Annotated in this window: 24 protein-coding genes and 1 tRNA gene; all 25 read left to right on the top strand. The window is 44.2% G+C overall.

Annotated elements, in window-relative coordinates:
* Positions 1–7: 7 nt before the first annotated feature.
* The 25 genes from V7L97_RS00485 (at position 8) to V7L97_RS00370 (ending at position 14,293) form a co-directional block, all read left to right on the top strand.
* Complete coding sequence (locus V7L97_RS00485; RefSeq protein ID WP_333652199.1) at positions 8–406, top strand: PA2779 family protein; 399 nt, start codon at positions 8–10, stop codon at positions 404–406.
* A gap of 89 nt (positions 407–495) precedes the next feature.
* On the top strand, positions 496–1,032 hold the full coding sequence (locus V7L97_RS00480) for a C39 family peptidase (RefSeq protein WP_333652196.1): 537 nt from the start codon (positions 496–498) through the stop codon (positions 1,030–1,032).
* Positions 957–1,517: a tetratricopeptide repeat protein gene (locus tag V7L97_RS00475; RefSeq protein ID WP_333652193.1), complete on the top strand. Its 561-nt coding sequence runs from the start codon at positions 957–959 to the stop codon at positions 1,515–1,517. The genes V7L97_RS00480 and V7L97_RS00475 overlap by 76 nt, the downstream gene beginning before the upstream one ends.
* A 35-nt stretch (positions 1,518–1,552) precedes the next feature.
* Positions 1,553–2,743, top strand: a complete 1,191-nt coding sequence (locus V7L97_RS00470; RefSeq protein WP_333652190.1) for a pyridoxal phosphate-dependent aminotransferase — start codon at positions 1,553–1,555, stop codon at positions 2,741–2,743.
* Positions 2,744–3,127: 384 nt separating this feature from the next.
* Positions 3,128–3,355 carry a hypothetical protein gene (locus V7L97_RS00465; RefSeq protein WP_333652188.1) on the top strand — a complete coding sequence of 76 codons (228 nt, stop codon included), beginning with the start codon at positions 3,128–3,130 and terminating at the stop codon, positions 3,353–3,355.
* Positions 3,352–3,540, top strand: a complete 189-nt coding sequence (locus tag V7L97_RS00460; RefSeq protein WP_333652186.1) for a hypothetical protein — start codon at positions 3,352–3,354, stop codon at positions 3,538–3,540. Before V7L97_RS00465 ends, V7L97_RS00460 begins: the two co-directional genes overlap by 4 nt.
* 124 nt (positions 3,541–3,664) lie before the next feature.
* Entirely contained in the window at positions 3,665–3,862 is a 198-nt protein-coding gene (locus V7L97_RS00455; protein WP_333652313.1) for a DUF2283 domain-containing protein, read from the top strand.
* A gap of 47 nt (positions 3,863–3,909) precedes the next feature.
* Positions 3,910–4,137: a DUF433 domain-containing protein gene (locus tag V7L97_RS00450; protein ID WP_333652184.1), complete on the top strand. Its 228-nt coding sequence runs from the start codon at positions 3,910–3,912 to the stop codon at positions 4,135–4,137.
* A gap of 5 nt (positions 4,138–4,142) precedes the next feature.
* Complete coding sequence (locus V7L97_RS12800) at positions 4,143–4,355, top strand: DUF5615 family PIN-like protein (protein WP_442891710.1); 213 nt, start codon at positions 4,143–4,145, stop codon at positions 4,353–4,355.
* A complete protein-coding gene (locus V7L97_RS00445; RefSeq protein WP_333652182.1) occupies positions 4,318–4,545 on the top strand; it encodes a hypothetical protein in 228 nt (75 codons plus the stop codon). The genes V7L97_RS12800 and V7L97_RS00445 overlap by 38 nt, the downstream gene beginning before the upstream one ends.
* Positions 4,546–4,833, top strand: a complete 288-nt coding sequence (locus tag V7L97_RS00440) for a type II toxin-antitoxin system RelE family toxin (RefSeq protein WP_333652179.1) — start codon at positions 4,546–4,548, stop codon at positions 4,831–4,833.
* A gap of 11 nt (positions 4,834–4,844) precedes the next feature.
* Positions 4,845–5,735: a GTPase Era gene (gene era / locus V7L97_RS00435; RefSeq protein WP_333652176.1), complete on the top strand. Its 891-nt coding sequence runs from the start codon at positions 4,845–4,847 to the stop codon at positions 5,733–5,735.
* Positions 5,735–6,187: a bifunctional nuclease family protein gene (locus V7L97_RS00430; RefSeq protein ID WP_333652173.1), complete on the top strand. Its 453-nt coding sequence runs from the start codon at positions 5,735–5,737 to the stop codon at positions 6,185–6,187. The genes era and V7L97_RS00430 overlap by 1 nt, the downstream gene beginning before the upstream one ends.
* On the top strand, positions 6,188–6,937 hold the full coding sequence (gene recO, locus V7L97_RS00425; protein WP_333652171.1) for a DNA repair protein RecO: 750 nt from the start codon (positions 6,188–6,190) through the stop codon (positions 6,935–6,937).
* Positions 6,938–7,014: 77 nt separating this feature from the next.
* Positions 7,015–7,422 (top strand): Hsp20/alpha crystallin family protein, encoded by a 408-nt coding sequence (locus V7L97_RS00420; protein ID WP_333652169.1) that lies wholly within the window; start codon positions 7,015–7,017, stop codon positions 7,420–7,422.
* 19 nt (positions 7,423–7,441) lie between these two features.
* Positions 7,442–8,587, top strand: a complete 1,146-nt coding sequence (locus V7L97_RS00415) for an inositol-3-phosphate synthase (protein WP_333652166.1) — start codon at positions 7,442–7,444, stop codon at positions 8,585–8,587.
* 1 nt (position 8,588) lies between these two features.
* The gene (locus V7L97_RS00410) at positions 8,589–9,161 is read left to right on the top strand and encodes a CDP-alcohol phosphatidyltransferase family protein (RefSeq protein ID WP_333652163.1); all 573 of its coding nucleotides are present in this window, start codon (positions 8,589–8,591) and stop codon (positions 9,159–9,161) included.
* A 149-nt stretch (positions 9,162–9,310) separates the two neighbouring features.
* Positions 9,311–9,601: a hypothetical protein gene (locus tag V7L97_RS00405; protein ID WP_333652161.1), complete on the top strand. Its 291-nt coding sequence runs from the start codon at positions 9,311–9,313 to the stop codon at positions 9,599–9,601.
* 69 nt (positions 9,602–9,670) lie between these two features.
* Positions 9,671–10,264 carry an HDOD domain-containing protein gene (locus tag V7L97_RS00400; RefSeq protein WP_333652158.1) on the top strand — a complete coding sequence of 198 codons (594 nt, stop codon included), beginning with the start codon at positions 9,671–9,673 and terminating at the stop codon, positions 10,262–10,264.
* Positions 10,265–10,526: 262 nt separating this feature from the next.
* Positions 10,527–12,092 carry an HD domain-containing phosphohydrolase gene (locus V7L97_RS00395; RefSeq protein ID WP_333652156.1) on the top strand — a complete coding sequence of 522 codons (1,566 nt, stop codon included), beginning with the start codon at positions 10,527–10,529 and terminating at the stop codon, positions 12,090–12,092.
* 141 nt (positions 12,093–12,233) lie between these two features.
* Positions 12,234–12,638 (top strand): DUF948 domain-containing protein, encoded by a 405-nt coding sequence (locus tag V7L97_RS00390; RefSeq protein ID WP_333652154.1) that lies wholly within the window; start codon positions 12,234–12,236, stop codon positions 12,636–12,638.
* Positions 12,639–12,723: 85 nt separating this feature from the next.
* Positions 12,724–13,026, top strand: coding sequence for a YtxH domain-containing protein (locus V7L97_RS00385; protein ID WP_333652151.1), 303 nt, complete (start codon positions 12,724–12,726; stop codon positions 13,024–13,026).
* Positions 13,027–13,029: 3 nt separating this feature from the next.
* Positions 13,030–13,377 carry a hydrogenase maturation nickel metallochaperone HypA gene (gene hypA / locus V7L97_RS00380; RefSeq protein ID WP_333652149.1) on the top strand — a complete coding sequence of 116 codons (348 nt, stop codon included), beginning with the start codon at positions 13,030–13,032 and terminating at the stop codon, positions 13,375–13,377.
* Between the two features lie 8 nt (positions 13,378–13,385).
* Positions 13,386–13,835, top strand: a complete 450-nt coding sequence (tadA, locus tag V7L97_RS00375) for a tRNA adenosine(34) deaminase TadA (RefSeq protein ID WP_333652147.1) — start codon at positions 13,386–13,388, stop codon at positions 13,833–13,835.
* Between the two features lie 368 nt (positions 13,836–14,203).
* A tRNA-Ser gene (locus tag V7L97_RS00370) sits at positions 14,204–14,293 on the top strand.
* The last annotated feature ends 15 nt before the right edge of the window (positions 14,294–14,308 follow it).

Here is a 14,308-nt window from a genome sequence, read left to right as displayed (position 1 = left end):
AGGATCAATGGTGAGGATTCCTTTCATGAAAGAGGTTGCATGGTATCTTGTCTTTGCGGTGTTTATTATAGGTATTGCCCCAAAGGTTGAGGCAGGTTTTGCTCCGTCAGAGGCAATTGCACTCTCAAAGGTTGACAGGGCTGCTGATTTAGAAAGAATACAGAAGGTGCTCGAGACAAAGATGATCAGGGAAAGGCTTGAAAAATTGGGCTTTACCCAGGATGAGATTAATAGCCGACTTTCTCAGCTCAGCGACCAGCAGATACACCAGCTTGCCCTTCAGCTTGATGACCTGAAGGTAGGAAAGAGCGACGCCCTCGGTGTTATTATTGCCCTTCTTGTGATAGCGATACTTGTTATAATAATATTGCAGTTGACGGGTCATAGGGTTGTAGTGACGAAATAAGATTTTAGGCTATGGGCGAAAGGCGGAAGACAAAAAGAACCGGTCAAAAACTAATTGGTAATTACCTATCGCCTATAGCCTTTTGCCTTTTGCCGGTTATATTATTTTTTCTTTGCTCGTGTTCGACCGTCGATGTTCAGTTCAATTCAAAACCCATACTCATTAATAAAGTTCCATTCTATCCGCAAGACGACTATCAGTGCGGGCCTGCGTCCCTTGCAGGGGTTTTGAATTATTGGGGTGTGAGTGTTACGCCTGATGATGTGGCAAAGGATATATACAGCGCATCTGCAAGGGGAACGCTTAACATTGATATGTTGTTATATGCTAATAAAAAAGGCCTCTATGCCCTGCAATATATTGGAAGCTGGGATGATCTTAAAAAAAAGATAAATAATAAATATCCATTGATTGTCCTTGTGGACTATGGTTTTTCTGTATATCAGGCCAATCATTTTATGGTTATTGTCGGTTATAATGATGACGGCGTTGTTGTTAATTCGGGCAAGACAGAGCATATGTTTATAGACAAGGAGAAGTTTCTAAAGGCATGGAAAAGGACGAATTATTGGACATTGCTGATAAAACAGAAGACAGAAGTCAGCAGTCAGCAGTCAGAAAAATAAAAAGATTTTTTATTGTATTCTGTGCTCTGTATTCTATATTTTTAACATCATGTTCTTTGCCTCGCATAATTATCCTCGACGACCCGCTGACCCCTGAAGAGCATATAAACCTTGGCGTTGCGTATGAGAAAAAGGGAGAAGTTGATAATGCCATCGAGGAATTCAAAAAGGCATCGAAGAAACTCCCCGTTGCTTATCTCTATCTGGGCAATGCATATATGCAGAAAGGCAATCTCGATGAAGCAGAGAAATATTATAAAAAGGCAATAAAAAAACAGCCCGACCTTGCCGATGCCTATAACAACCTTGCATGGCTTTATTATAATAAGGCTAAAGGCTCAGGGCTAACGGCTGAAGATATAAATGAAATCCTTAAAGAGGCGGAAAGGCTTGCGCTGAAGGCGCTGCAACTGAACTCTTCAAATGAAAACTATAAGGATACCCTCGATAAGATCAGAGAATTAAAATCTAAAAATGGGCTATAACGTTTTACTTATAATTTTTCAAGGAGGATTTTTATATGCTTGCTGAAAGGGTAAAAAAGATTAAGCCTTCACCGACCCTTGCTATGGATGCAAAGGCAAAGGCATTGAAGGCACAGGGATTGGACATTGTGAACTTTGGCGTTGGCGAGCCTGATTTCGACACTCCTGAACATGTTAAAGAGGCAGCAATAAAGGCAATAAGAGACGGCTTTACAAAATATACTCCTGTGGGAGGAATAGATGAGCTCAAGGAGGCAATTGTCCGGAAGTTCAAGAATGACAACAATCTTGAATATTCAAAAGACGAGGTAATCGTCTCCTGCGGTGCAAAGCACAGCCTTTATAACATTGCACAGGCCCTTTATGGTCCCGGCGATGAGATAATAATCCTTTCTCCATACTGGGTATCTTATCCTGATCAGGTATTGCTGAATGACGCAACTCCTGTGTTTGTAAAGACATACGAAGAAGACAGTTTTATGTTGAGGCCCGATGTCCTTGAATCAAAGATAACAAAAAAGACAAAGGCAATAATACTCAATTCCCCATCGAATCCTACTGGTCTTACATACGATAAAAAGACCCTTCAGGCTATTGCTGAAATAGCACTTAAATATAATGTCTACATAATCTCGGACGAGATATACGAAAAGCTGGTGTATGACGGTGTTAAGCATACCAGCATCGCCTCGCTTGGCAAGGAGATAAAGGATAAGACCATTGTAATCAACGGACTCTCAAAGTCCCATGCCATGACAGGATGGAGGATTGGCTATGCAGCAGGGCCAAAGGATATTATAAAGGCCATGACCAATATACAAAGCCAGTCAACGTCAAATCCCACATCCATTGCGCAAAAGGCTGCAGTGGCAGCATTGACAGGGCCACAGGATTTCATATCCGTGATGCATGCAGAATTTGATAAGAGAAGAAAATTCCTTGTTGACGGTCTTAACTCCATAGATGGAGTAAGCTGCCTGAAGCCAACAGGTGCCTTTTATGCATTCCTCAATGTTTCAAGGCTCTACGGCAGAAAGACCGGGTCAAGGCAGATAAATTCCTCCCTTGACATGGCAATGTATCTGCTTGAGGATGCAAATGTGGCGCTGGTGCATGGAGAGGCATTCGGTGATGACAGCTATATAAGGATTTCGTATGCAACATCCATGGAGAATATAAAGAAGGGACTTGACAGGATAAAAGAAGCGGTGTCAAGACTTGCATAGCAGTTTTTGTTTATGAGAATAGTTGCTTATTCAACCGGATGAGGGGGGAATCTTCATGCCGAATGAGTTGCCGTCAGCAATCGGGTATAACAGAAGAAAGGTTGGATAATTAAGTGGCTATGTCCAATAAAAAACACAGCCGAATTTGTTTAAAGATGTCTGGACAACATCAGGTATCTTTTCGAGCCATTATCTGTTGGAACGCCTGCCGCAGGCAGGGGCTAAAATCAGCGTAAATAATAGGGTCAGCGTAAATAATAGGGTCAGCGACCGATTTCAGAAGAACAAAAAAGGACTGGCACATTATCAATTGGGCAGAGGGCTGGAGATATAGATTGTGGAGGGAACGAATTGCAATGAAAACCGATCAATGGCAGAATAATAATGAGGAATGAAGCGATGAAGGCAGAAGAACTTATAAAATCTCAAAAAGCTGTTGAAAAATGGCGTAAGACTCACAGCAATATAGACTCACTGAGAAAAGCGTATCTGGTAAGCATACCAAAACAGGTATGGGCATCAATGGCTTTTGAAGGTGAGCCGGTAAGTCTGAAAATGCTGGAGGAATATATGGAAAGCAAGGATGTTCGGAAGGATAAGAAAGGCAAGTGATGGTAAAACTTCATCCCCATGCAAAAGAAAGACTCTTGGAGCGTGGAGCGACTGAAGAAGAAGTTATTGCAACAGTGGAAAAGGGTAAGACATTTCCTGCAAAGTTCGGACGTACAGGCCTTCAGGCGAAACTTTCATTTTGGCGGAATATGGCGCAACAGACAATATGCAACGAAACAGATTGAAGCAATTGCCATAAAAGAAAACAACGATTGGATAGTTGTTACCGTAATAACAAAATATTTTTAGAGAGGAGGAATGAAAAATGAGACTAACCTATGATCCGAGATATAACATAGCTCATATAATATAAGGCTGCACGAGAAAACAACCGAGGTCGAGACAATAAAGATAGGCGATGAAATTAACATAGACATCGCTCCTGACGGCACTATTTATGGGATTGAATTACTTAACGCTAATGAACAACTAAAAAAAGAGGATGCAGGCAAGCTCTTTGTAATCAACGAGGCGACAGGGGAAAAGTCGGAACTGGCCTTGTCCTGATAATTATTACGATAATAAACTCGGAGAAGCTTTCTTGGAGGTGCGATATGAAGGAATTCAGGAGAATAACATTCAACAAAGAGATTATGGGTGGACAGGCGTGTATAAGGGGAATGAGGATACCGGTTTCTTTGATAATAAATCTTGTCGCAAACGGCATGACAACCGAAGAGATAATCAAAGAATATCCTGATCTCGAACCGGAAGACATAAAGGAAGCCCTTCAGCATGGCTCATGGCTTGCCAAAGAGGAGCTGCATCCTGCGCTTAATTAAACCGCATGAAATTTATTGCTGACATGGGGATTTCGCAAACGACGGTACAGTGGCTAAAAGAGCAGGGATTTGATGCCGTTCATGTTAGAGATATGGGCATGCACCGATCTCCAGGCCCCCATTTGACAGGGTGTTCCACCTGTGTTACACTATATTCGAAGGTCAAAGGAGGTAAAGATTATGCCTGCAAAGAATCCGAGAATAAATATAGTTGTTGAGCGTCCGCTATATACCGCTATTCATGACATGGCGGAAGACAGCGGTATTTCTATGGCGATGGTGGTGCGGGATCTGATCAAAGAGGCTTTGGAATTGAAAGAAGACGCAGCCCTCGCGGCGTTTGCTGATGAGCGGATGAAGTCATTTAACAGGAAAAAGGCATTATCGCACGATGAAGTGTGGGGCTAAATGCCTTATACCCTTAAATATCATCAGGCCGTCAGAACTGATGATATTCCGCTTCTAAATGCTGATATCAAATCACGTATCAGGACTGCGATAGAAACGCGCTTATCTGTAGTTCCTTATGAATATGGAGAACCGCTCAGGAAAACACTTAAAGGATACTGGAAGCTGCGAGTTGGCGACTATAGGGTGGTATTTTTAATAGAGGAACAGAATGTGCTAATCATCGGCATCCGGCATAGAAAAGAAGTCTACAGGTTGATGAAGAAACGTATTGAGGAAAACAGGTAAGATATTAAATCATGCAATCTGAAAAATTTCGTTCAGGTTATGTTTCTTTAACGGGCAGGCCTAATGTGGGCAAGTCTACCTTGCTCAACACTATTTTAGGCGAAAAGGTCGCCATTGTCTCGCCCAAGCCCCAGACCACGAGAAACAGAATAATTGGCGTAAAGACGCTGCCTGATGCCCAGATAGTATTCATAGACACGCCGGGCATTCATAAGCCGAAGCATAAGCTGGGAGAGCTTATGGTCAAACAGGCTAAGGAATCTGTGAAGGAAGTGGATGTCATCCTCTTTATGGTCGAGCCTGAAGAGCCTGGCAGCGGAGATAAATTTATAATCGATATTTTGAAGGATATGGGGAAGCCCGTATTCCTGCTGATAAACAAGGTAGATACCATAAAAAAACCTTTGGTGCTTCCTGTTATTGAGGTATATAGCAAGCTCTACCCATTTAAAGAAATTATTCCTATATCGGCACTCGCCGGAGACGGAATTGATGCATTGATTAAGACTATCGTGAATTACCTGCCTGAGGGTCCTAAATATTACCCCGATGATGTTCTGGCCGACCAGCTTGAGCGCTTCATGGTCTCTGAGATAATCAGGGAAAAGATTATCCAGCAGACAGAGGATGAGATACCTTATTCTGTTGCGATAGAGATAAACCAGTGGTCTGAGAGAGAGGACGGAGTGGTTTTCATACAAGCGAATATTTATGTTGAAAGAGAGGGGCAGAAGGGTATTATAATAGGGAAAGGCGGTGCGAGGTTGAAAACCATCGGAACGAATGCAAGACTCGAAATAGAAAAACTCCTCGGGACAAAGGTCTTTCTGGAGTTGTGGGTAAAGATAAAGAAGGATTGGCGCAGCAGCGAGCGCATCCTGAAGGAATTGGGGTTTCGGTAATGCTCATACAGATGAAGGTTGAAGGCCTATTGTTCGATCCGAGAAGCGGCATGTATATCCTGCTTTTGCATCAGATAGACGGCAACGAGACGCTCCCCATATGGATAGGCAAGCCAGAGGCGGATGCCATTGCCCTTGCCCTCGGAAAGGTGCTTACACCGAGACCACTCACCCATGACCTCATAAAGAATGTATTCGATGGATTTAATGTCAAGGTCACGAGGATAGTTATCACAGAGATAGTCGACAACACCTACTATGCCCTTATCTATGTAAACGACGGAAAGAGGGAGATAACCATTGACTCAAGGCCTTCTGATGCGGTTGCAGTAGCGCTCAGGGTAAGTGCACCCATTTTTGTGGAGGAAGGCGTCCTTGAGGTGAAGATGGCCGATGAGCTTGAAGAATGGCTTAAAAACCTCAAGCCAGAAGACTTTGGGAATATTATGTAGATGTTAAAGAGAACGGAAGGGATTGTTTTAAAGAGTTCTCCATTTGGAGAGGCTGACCTCATAGTTACCTATCTCACCCGCGATTACGGGTTATTAAAGGTATTTGCAAAAAGTCCAAGAAAGATAAAGAGCAGGTTCGGGAGCAGTCTCGAACCGCTCACGTATTCCAGAATCTCATTTGTCGGCAAAGAGGATGCAAACCTTCCCAGATTAACCCAGTCGGATATCATAAAGGCATTTCACTTATTGAGGGATGAGTTGAAATGCTTCCTCGGTGTTTCCGAGATGCTCGAACTCAGCATCAGGTTTCTTCCAGAGAAGGAGCCTAATTTTAAGGCCTTCAAGCTGCTCCTTGATACTCTGCTGAGACTTGAGTCCGATTGCAGTAATAAGCTGTATTATCTCTATTACAAGATAAGATTCCTTGAGATCACAGGCTATTCGCCGAGGTTCGATGCATGCGGCAGATGCGGTGCGAACGGAAATGGGCATCATCACTTCTACGTCTCCCACGGATCCATAATGTGTGAAAGATGTATTGGCGACAGGGAAGGCTCCATAAGGATGACAGACGGTACGCTCAAGTTTTACAAAAGTCTTCTTAAATGGAGTCTATCGAATATAAACAGGGTAAGGGCCCCTGAATACTTCCTTTCGGAAGTGAACAATGTCATAAATTCCCATATTGCATATATTTTAGGTTTGCCGAAATCTTTTAGATTCCTGCCAAGTTCCAGCAATATGCCTTGACATAAGGGCATGAGTTAATTTATAAAAATCTGTTTATGGTTGACAGGTCGGGAGCCGGATAGGGAGGTTGGACAGGGATGGAAAAATGGGATCCCTTTTCGCTAAGGGAAAGGATAAACAAACTCTTTGAGGTTTCTCAGATGAGCAAGGGGCTGACTGATTCACCCACATGGGCGCCTGTTGTCGACATTTATGAAACATCAGAAGATTTTGTGGTAAAGGCAGAACTGCCTGAAGTCTCCGAATCCAGCCTTAATATCACGGTTGAAGGAAATGTCCTCAGGATAAGCGGTGAGAGGAAATTTCATTGCGAGGGAAGGATCTATTATCAGGTGGAGCGGGCTTACGGTGTATTTTCGAGGTCATTCCACCTGCCTTCGGATGCGGATCAGGAGAATATAAGAGCAGTTCTTAATGACGGCATTCTTAAGATAGTCCTTCCCAAGAAGGTTAAGGACTTGCCGAGGCATATAGAGATAAAATAATTTAGGAGATTGCAATACTATGGGACAAGATAATACGGGCCAAAGAAATACAGGGAGGATACGAATTGCGATTGCCGGCGTAGGTAATTGCGCAAGCTCCCTGATTCAGGGGATAGCCTATTACAAGGCATTAACAGAAGACAATACTGGCAAGTCCCCCGAAATATCCAATGGACTGATGCATTACAGTCTCGGCGGATACCTGCCGGGAGATATAGAAGTGGTGGCTGCCTTTGATGTGGATGTCAGAAAGGTAAATAAGCCTCTGAAGGAGGCTATTTTTGCAAAACCCAATTGCACAAAGGTTTTTTTCCCCGGTCTTCCCGATTATCCTGTTACTGTCCGGATGGCTGAAGTCCTCGATGGCATATCGCCTCATATGGACGATTATCCTGATGACAGGAGGTTTATTGCATCTGACGAAAACCCGTGCGATGTCGTGAAGGTTTTGAAGGACAGCGGCGCAGATATGCTCATCAACTACCTGCCCGTAGGGTCGGAAAACGCTACAAGGTATTATGCAAATGCCTGCCTTGAAGCTGGTGTCGCTTTTATTAACTGCATCCCTGTTTTTGTGGCATCCGAAGACGGATGGATAAAACGTTTTGAGGAGCGAGGCATACCCATAATCGGAGATGATATAAAATCACAGATAGGCGCAACCATCATTCACAGGACTCTGGCAAAGCTCTTCATGGACAGGGGGGTAAAGATAAACCATACGTATCAGTTGAATGTGGGAGGCAATACGGATTTTCTCAACATGCTCAACCACAGCAGGCTTAAGTCAAAAAAGATATCAAAGACAGAGGCAGTACAGTCGCAGGTTACGCACCGGTTAACCGACGATGATATACACATAGGCCCCTCGGATTATGTGCCGTGGATGAATGATAACAAGGTATGCTTTTTGAGGATGGAGGGACAGGGCTTTGGCAACATCCCGATGCATGTGGAGCTGAGATTATCGGTTGAGGACTCTCCCAACAGTGCGGGAGTCGTGATAGATGCCATACGGTGCTGCAAGATCGCAAAGGACAGGGGTGTAGGGGGTCTCCTCATTTCCCCCTCAGCCTATTTTATGAAGCATCCGAGGACCCAGTTTTCGGATGAAGAAGCACGGGAAATGGTGGAGGAATTTATAACAGGTAAGAGGGAGAGATAGCGTGATAAGTGCTAAACTGGGGCATTTCCTCGATAAACCCCTTGCACCTATAGCAAAGAAAATATCCATAAGTCCAAATATCCTTACCATACTCGGTTTCCTGATTACAGCAGCCGCTGCCGTCAGCATACCATTTAACCCTCTGACCGGCGGGCTTTTAATACTCCTCGGCGGCTTTTTTGACATGCTCGACGGCATCGTTGCCCGCACAAACGGAAAGAGCACCAAATTCGGTGCGCTTTTAGACTCAACCCTCGATAGATACTCCGATTCCTTTATTTTTATTGCTGTTGCATGGTACTTTTTCGATATGGACGATCTTGCAGGCGTGATATTTACTGCGGGCAGCCTCGTGGGGGCATTGCTCATAAGCTATGTAAGGGCAAGGGCAGAAGGCATTGGGGTTGAATGCACCACCGGGCTCATGGAAAGGCCTGAAAGGGTGGTGCTCTTAGCCTTCGGCTGTATAGCAGGATGGTTATTCCCGGTAATTGTCGCTCTGTTTTTCTTCAGCCATGCCACTGCAATCCAGAGAATCCTCCATGTATATAAGATGACACGCCTGAGTAAATGAGTAAATGAGTAAATGAGTATATAGGTCTACGAGTTAAAAATATTTTCTCATTCACCCATTTACCCATCCACTCATTTGCCTGCATATTTTTTATTGCTTTTTGTTAAGAATGGTAAAATTTATAATTATTTTTAATGGGAAGGTCTTATATGCAGAAATTGGATATAGATGAGGTAAAGCCCTCCATGGTACTTGCTGCAACAGTAAAAGACAAAGACGGCAATATCCTGTTTCTTAAGGGAGTGGAACTTACCGAAAGGCATATTATCATATTGAATAACAGGGACATAAAGAAGGTGGTTGTGGAAGGATGCCCGGTAAAGAGGGAAACCGGTGCGGCTGAAAGCTCTTTTAAGGAGATAGACAGGCGGTTCAGTACCGCAGGCTCACACCCGATGGTCTTAAAAATAAAGGACATCATAAAGGAACTCCTGTTTTGAATACGGTCGGTATGCGGACTAACTCGGCAATATAGCTGGGATATAATCAAAAAAAGTAATACGGTCGGTATGCGGACTAACACACATTCATCAATTAACGATAGACTCTTTAACATAAAAGACCTTCCCACCATTCCTGCAATTCACAGCAGGATACTGAAAATAACGGAGGATATAAACTACTCTGTCGACGATGTGAGCAAACATATCGAGAAGGATCAGGTGTTATCCAGCAAGGTATTGAAACTGGTTAATTCTCCCTTCTACGGGCTTTACAGCGACGTGGCAACCATCAGGAGGGCCGTAATACTGCTCGGTTCAAACCTCATCAGAGGCATAATATTAAGCACATCGCTTTTTGATGTTGCGGACAAGACGCTTCCGGGGCTATGGGATCATTCGTACTGTTGCTCCACTGTCGCCGGTTTTTTAGCAAAGAGATTTAACCTTATAACCATCGAGGAAATAATGACAGGGGCGCTGCTCCACGATATAGGCAAGGTCTTGATGAAAAAACAACTGCCGGAGGAGTCAAAGGAGATAGAGGCAGCGGTAAAGAATAGCGGGATAACCACGCTGGATGCTGAGAAAGCAGTTATTAAAATATTACCCATGACGATGCCGGATTATGGCTTGCCGAGACATGGAACCTGCCGGGGATAATAAAGGATATCATTGCATACCACCATAAGCCTGGTATGTGCGGTGGACATGCACGGGAGACGGCCATTGTGCATCTTTCCGATATCATTGTAAAAGGTATAGGGGTTTCTTACAGCGGAGACCTATTTGTTCCCATGCTCGACGAGGCCGGATGGAATATCCTCTCATTGTCTGAGAGCGATCTTGTTGATATATATTGTGGAAGTTATGGACATCATACAGGCGGACAAGACATTTTCCAGATATATACACGGTGGAAAAGATGGGAAATAAAAAAATACACGAGGCGTTTTTCAGAATGTCCGAGATCTTTGCCGATTCAAAGGGCATGGACGAGATGTGCAACGCCATTGCCAATATGATTACATCCTTTCAGGGCTTCCATAGATGCATAATTATCATGAAAGGGGAGCATAGCGAATTTAAAATAGTCGGAATATCCGAAACTGGAAGGGACAGGGTTCTCGAATTCATGAATGCAAGGTGTACCGGCGATGGCGCATCGTTTATCAGGCAAATCTTGAAAAATAAAGACACTGTAACAGTCTGCGGCATACCCAAGGAACTCGGTGTATCATCGGTGCAGGCAAAGGCCATTGTATGCCCCTTAATCTACAGGGGAGAGGGCAATGGCATTTTGATAGCGGAAGCGGATGATTTCGATGATGCTGATGTCAAATTGATAGATGCAATATCCCGATATGCTTCCATCGGGACAGAAAACCAGATGCTGCATATGGAGGGATTGGAGAGTCGCGTAGGGCTGGTTCACGAAATAGAGACCCTCCACCTGATGTATGAAATAGGCAAGGAGATATTGTCTAATCTTAAGACCGATGAAATAGTAGAAACAGTTGTTCAGATGATAAGGAGGATAATTCCTTGCGATGGCGCCACAGTCGCCCTTTTTGACAGCGACAGAAATGTTTTCCATGTCGGCACGTCATGGGGTACGGGCATCGATAAAGAGAAGGAGATTGGAAAAGACGACAGTCCTTTTTATTCGTCTCTGAAGAGCGGCAGGCCGTTCTACCAGCATGATATAACCCTTGACTTTCAGGCATATCCGGGGCAGGCAGAGTGGGCTTCGGAGAAAAATGTCTTTTCTTATTTCTGTGCGCCTTTAAGCGTTAAGTCGAATTTTCTGGGAGTGCTTATATTGTCCAGCGTAAGGCCTGCATGGTTTACCAGCGATCACATAAAAGCTGCAGAAAAGATCGCCACGCAGGTAAGCATAGCCCTGGAGAATGCACGGTTAATGGAGGATATAGAGGAAATATTTTTAGGTACTGTTACTTCCCTTGTATCGGCTATCGATGCAAAGTCCAGATGGACAAAGGGACATTCCCTGCGTGTAGCAGACTATGCCATGAAACTCGGAAGCAGGGTTGGACTTAAAAAGGACACCCTTGAGAAGCTCCAGTTGGCAGCAATACTGCACGATATCGGAAAGATAGGTACATACGAGGCAATACTTGATAAGCCAGGCGATCTGACATCGGAAGAAGTTGAGTTGATCTACAAACATCCATCGCAGGGGGCTGAAATTCTTATGCCCCTGAAATCGCTCAGGGGTATAATACCGATTATGAAGCATCACCATGAACGATATGACGGCTCAGGATACCCTGACGGCCTTGCAGGTGATGATATCCCGCTCGAGGCGCGTATTTTGGCCGTGGCTGATGTATATGATGCCATAACAGCAGACAGACCTTATAGGGCCGCAATGACCCGCGAGACAGCCATAGGGGAACTTAAATCCGGAGCCGGAATTCAGTTTGACCCTACGCTGGTGAGATTATTCGTAGACATATTAAATGGATAGCGAGCTTACCCGCAGCTTGTGCGGTTTAGCGAGCGAATAGTAAAAACAATAATTCCTTGCATTAAAATTACATGCAACTTGCTGCATGTAATTTTCAATCAGGGCTAAATTATGATATACTTTTCTTAAAAAGGAGGCAGGATGAACAGCCAGTCATGGATACTGATTATGAGCGTAGGCTTTTTCATAATGACGCTCGGCTTTATCGCTGCCATCGGTTTTCTTATCTATGCCTCTCTGGAGATAAGGAGGGCGGCACAGACATTCAAAGAATTTCTGAAAAATACCGAGGAAAGGATTAATCCTGTACTTGAGGAGACGGAACAGACCCTAAAAAGCCTCAGAAAGGTGAGCGATGATGTGGGAACAGTTACAGAGAATGCAAGGAATTTTTCAGGGGCACTGTATGAAATTGTGGATAATCTCAGGGCGCTCAGCAGTATTGTACATGATGTAAGAGAAGGGATGTCATTAAGGGTTCTGGGTGTAAAGGCGGGCATTAAAACAGCCCTGAATGTTCTAATTAAAGAGTTAATGAGCAAATGAGTAAATGGGTAGAGGAGTTATGAGTAATGTTTCACTCATTAACCCATTCACCCATTAACTCATTTACTAAAGAAAGGAGGACAACATGAGACACGAAGAAGGCGGTTTCAGTGCGGGTTCTGTATTGCTGTCATTTCTTTTGGGCGGTATGGTGGGCGCTGGCCTGGCGCTGCTTCTTGCGCCGCAGTCTGGTGTGGAAACAAGGAAAAGAATCCGGGAATTTACAGATGATGTAAGGGAGAAGGTAACCGAATATGTCGGTCAGACCAAGGAAAAGGTTGTTTCAACAGTGGAAAAAGGCAAACATCTTGTCGAAGAGAAAAAATCTGCTTTAACGGCAGCATTTGAGGCAGGTAAAGAGGCTTACGAGAAGGAAGTGCATAAGTAGGAAATGCACGAAGTTTACATTGCCGAAAGCATTCTTGAAACAGCCATATGGAAATGTAGAGATAACGGTTTCGGCCAGATAAAAAATATAAAAGTGAAGATTGGAAAGGCCTCGGCAGTATCAACCGAGGCCTTAATTTTTGTTTTTGACGCACTAAAGACAGGAAGCATTGCAAGCGAAGCATCCCTGATAATCGAAGAAATACCTACAACCGGATGCTGTAAGACCTGTAATGGCGAGTTCAGCGTGGATAGAGACTTCATCTTTCAATGTCCATGCTGCGGAAGTGATTCGGTTATAATAAAAGCCGGCAATGGTGTGGAGTTAGCGGAACTGGAAGTGGAGAGTTAACTGACAAAATGGCTTCAGATATTGATTTCATGAGGTTTGCCTTGAAGGAGGCAGAAAAGGCATTTAATGAAGATGAAGTCCCTGTCGGCGCCGTCCTTGTCATAAAAGGTGAAATAATTGCACGTGCCCACAACAAAAGGGAATCGGCTTTTGACCCGACTGCCCATGCAGAAGTAATCGTCTTGAGAGAAGCCGCACAGAAGATTAAAAACTGGAGACTGACTGGTGCAGCCCTTTATGTGACGAAAGAGCCTTGCATAATGTGTGCAGGCGCTATGGTGAATGCCCGATTGGGAAGGCTCGTGTATGGCTGCGGGGACACAAGGGCCGGAGCGGTGCAGAGCCTTTATCAGCTTCTTTCGGACAAAAGGTTGAACCATCAGGTGGAAGTTGTGGCTGGTGTGTTGGAAGAGGAGTGCGCTGCGCTCTTAAAGAAGTTTTTCAAAGGATGCAGATAATCATGTCAAAGCAGGCACGGCTTCAAAGCCAGATTATTCATAAACTTTGTTATGCTGGAAGACAAAGTATTTCCGCTTCATTCTCGGAAGGCATTCAGCCTTCCTCCGAAGCAAAGACAGCCCGCTCCACCATCCATGGTTACGCTTGGGCTGTCTAAGTCGCTCCAATACTTTGTCTTCCGCTTTGGCTATTGTAATTTATGAATAATATGGGCAAAGCCTTTATCAATGATGTATCGCTGATAAATGCTTTTCAGCCATGCCTGCTTTGCCTTTATAAAGACATGACTTGAATATGGTATTCCTTATTTGTATTGTTTTGATTTAAACTAATAGCTGATTACTGTTTGCCGAGGGCTGGCGTTTTTGGAGGGGTGCCAGAGTGGTTGAATGGGACGGTCTCGAAAATCGTTGTGGGGGCAACTCCACCGAGGGTTCGAATCCCTCCCCCTCCGCCAGAGCTTTTCTGTCGG

This window comes from Dissulfurispira sp., from assembly GCF_036745535.1.
Taxonomy (GTDB): Bacteria; Nitrospirota; Thermodesulfovibrionia; order Thermodesulfovibrionales; family Dissulfurispiraceae; genus Dissulfurispira.
This window is presented reverse-complemented; position numbering and strand designations above follow the sequence as displayed.

Bases quoted from the DNA above. Each gene is read 5' to 3' on its own strand.
- V7L97_RS00395 (WP_333652156.1), top strand. From the start codon at position 10,527: ATGGGAAATAAAAAAATACACGAGGCGTTTTTCAGAATGTCCGAGATC.
- V7L97_RS12800 (WP_442891710.1), top strand. From the start codon at position 4,143: ATGAAATTTATTGCTGACATGGGGATTTCGCAAACGACGGTACAGTGG.
- era (WP_333652176.1), top strand. From the start codon at position 4,845: ATGCAATCTGAAAAATTTCGTTCAGGTTATGTTTCTTTAACGGGCAGG.
- V7L97_RS00415 (WP_333652166.1), top strand. From the start codon at position 7,442: ATGGGACAAGATAATACGGGCCAAAGAAATACAGGGAGGATACGAATT.
- V7L97_RS00440 (WP_333652179.1), top strand. From the start codon at position 4,546: ATGCCTTATACCCTTAAATATCATCAGGCCGTCAGAACTGATGATATT.
- V7L97_RS00385 (WP_333652151.1), top strand. From the start codon at position 12,724: ATGAGACACGAAGAAGGCGGTTTCAGTGCGGGTTCTGTATTGCTGTCA.
- recO (WP_333652171.1), top strand. From the start codon at position 6,188: ATGTTAAAGAGAACGGAAGGGATTGTTTTAAAGAGTTCTCCATTTGGA.
- hypA (WP_333652149.1), top strand. From the start codon at position 13,030: ATGCACGAAGTTTACATTGCCGAAAGCATTCTTGAAACAGCCATATGG.
- V7L97_RS00450 (WP_333652184.1), top strand. From the start codon at position 3,910: ATGAAGGAATTCAGGAGAATAACATTCAACAAAGAGATTATGGGTGGA.
- V7L97_RS00465 (WP_333652188.1), top strand. From the start codon at position 3,128: ATGAGGAATGAAGCGATGAAGGCAGAAGAACTTATAAAATCTCAAAAA.
- V7L97_RS00470 (WP_333652190.1), top strand. From the start codon at position 1,553: ATGCTTGCTGAAAGGGTAAAAAAGATTAAGCCTTCACCGACCCTTGCT.
- V7L97_RS00430 (WP_333652173.1), top strand. From the start codon at position 5,735: ATGCTCATACAGATGAAGGTTGAAGGCCTATTGTTCGATCCGAGAAGC.
- V7L97_RS00420 (WP_333652169.1), top strand. From the start codon at position 7,015: ATGGAAAAATGGGATCCCTTTTCGCTAAGGGAAAGGATAAACAAACTC.
- V7L97_RS00400 (WP_333652158.1), top strand. From the start codon at position 9,671: ATGCGGACTAACACACATTCATCAATTAACGATAGACTCTTTAACATA.
- V7L97_RS00485 (WP_333652199.1), top strand. From the start codon at position 8: ATGGTGAGGATTCCTTTCATGAAAGAGGTTGCATGGTATCTTGTCTTT.
- V7L97_RS00445 (WP_333652182.1), top strand. From the start codon at position 4,318: ATGCCTGCAAAGAATCCGAGAATAAATATAGTTGTTGAGCGTCCGCTA.
- V7L97_RS00475 (WP_333652193.1), top strand. From the start codon at position 957: ATGGAAAAGGACGAATTATTGGACATTGCTGATAAAACAGAAGACAGA.
- V7L97_RS00405 (WP_333652161.1), top strand. From the start codon at position 9,311: ATGCAGAAATTGGATATAGATGAGGTAAAGCCCTCCATGGTACTTGCT.
- V7L97_RS00390 (WP_333652154.1), top strand. From the start codon at position 12,234: ATGAACAGCCAGTCATGGATACTGATTATGAGCGTAGGCTTTTTCATA.
- tadA (WP_333652147.1), top strand. From the start codon at position 13,386: ATGGCTTCAGATATTGATTTCATGAGGTTTGCCTTGAAGGAGGCAGAA.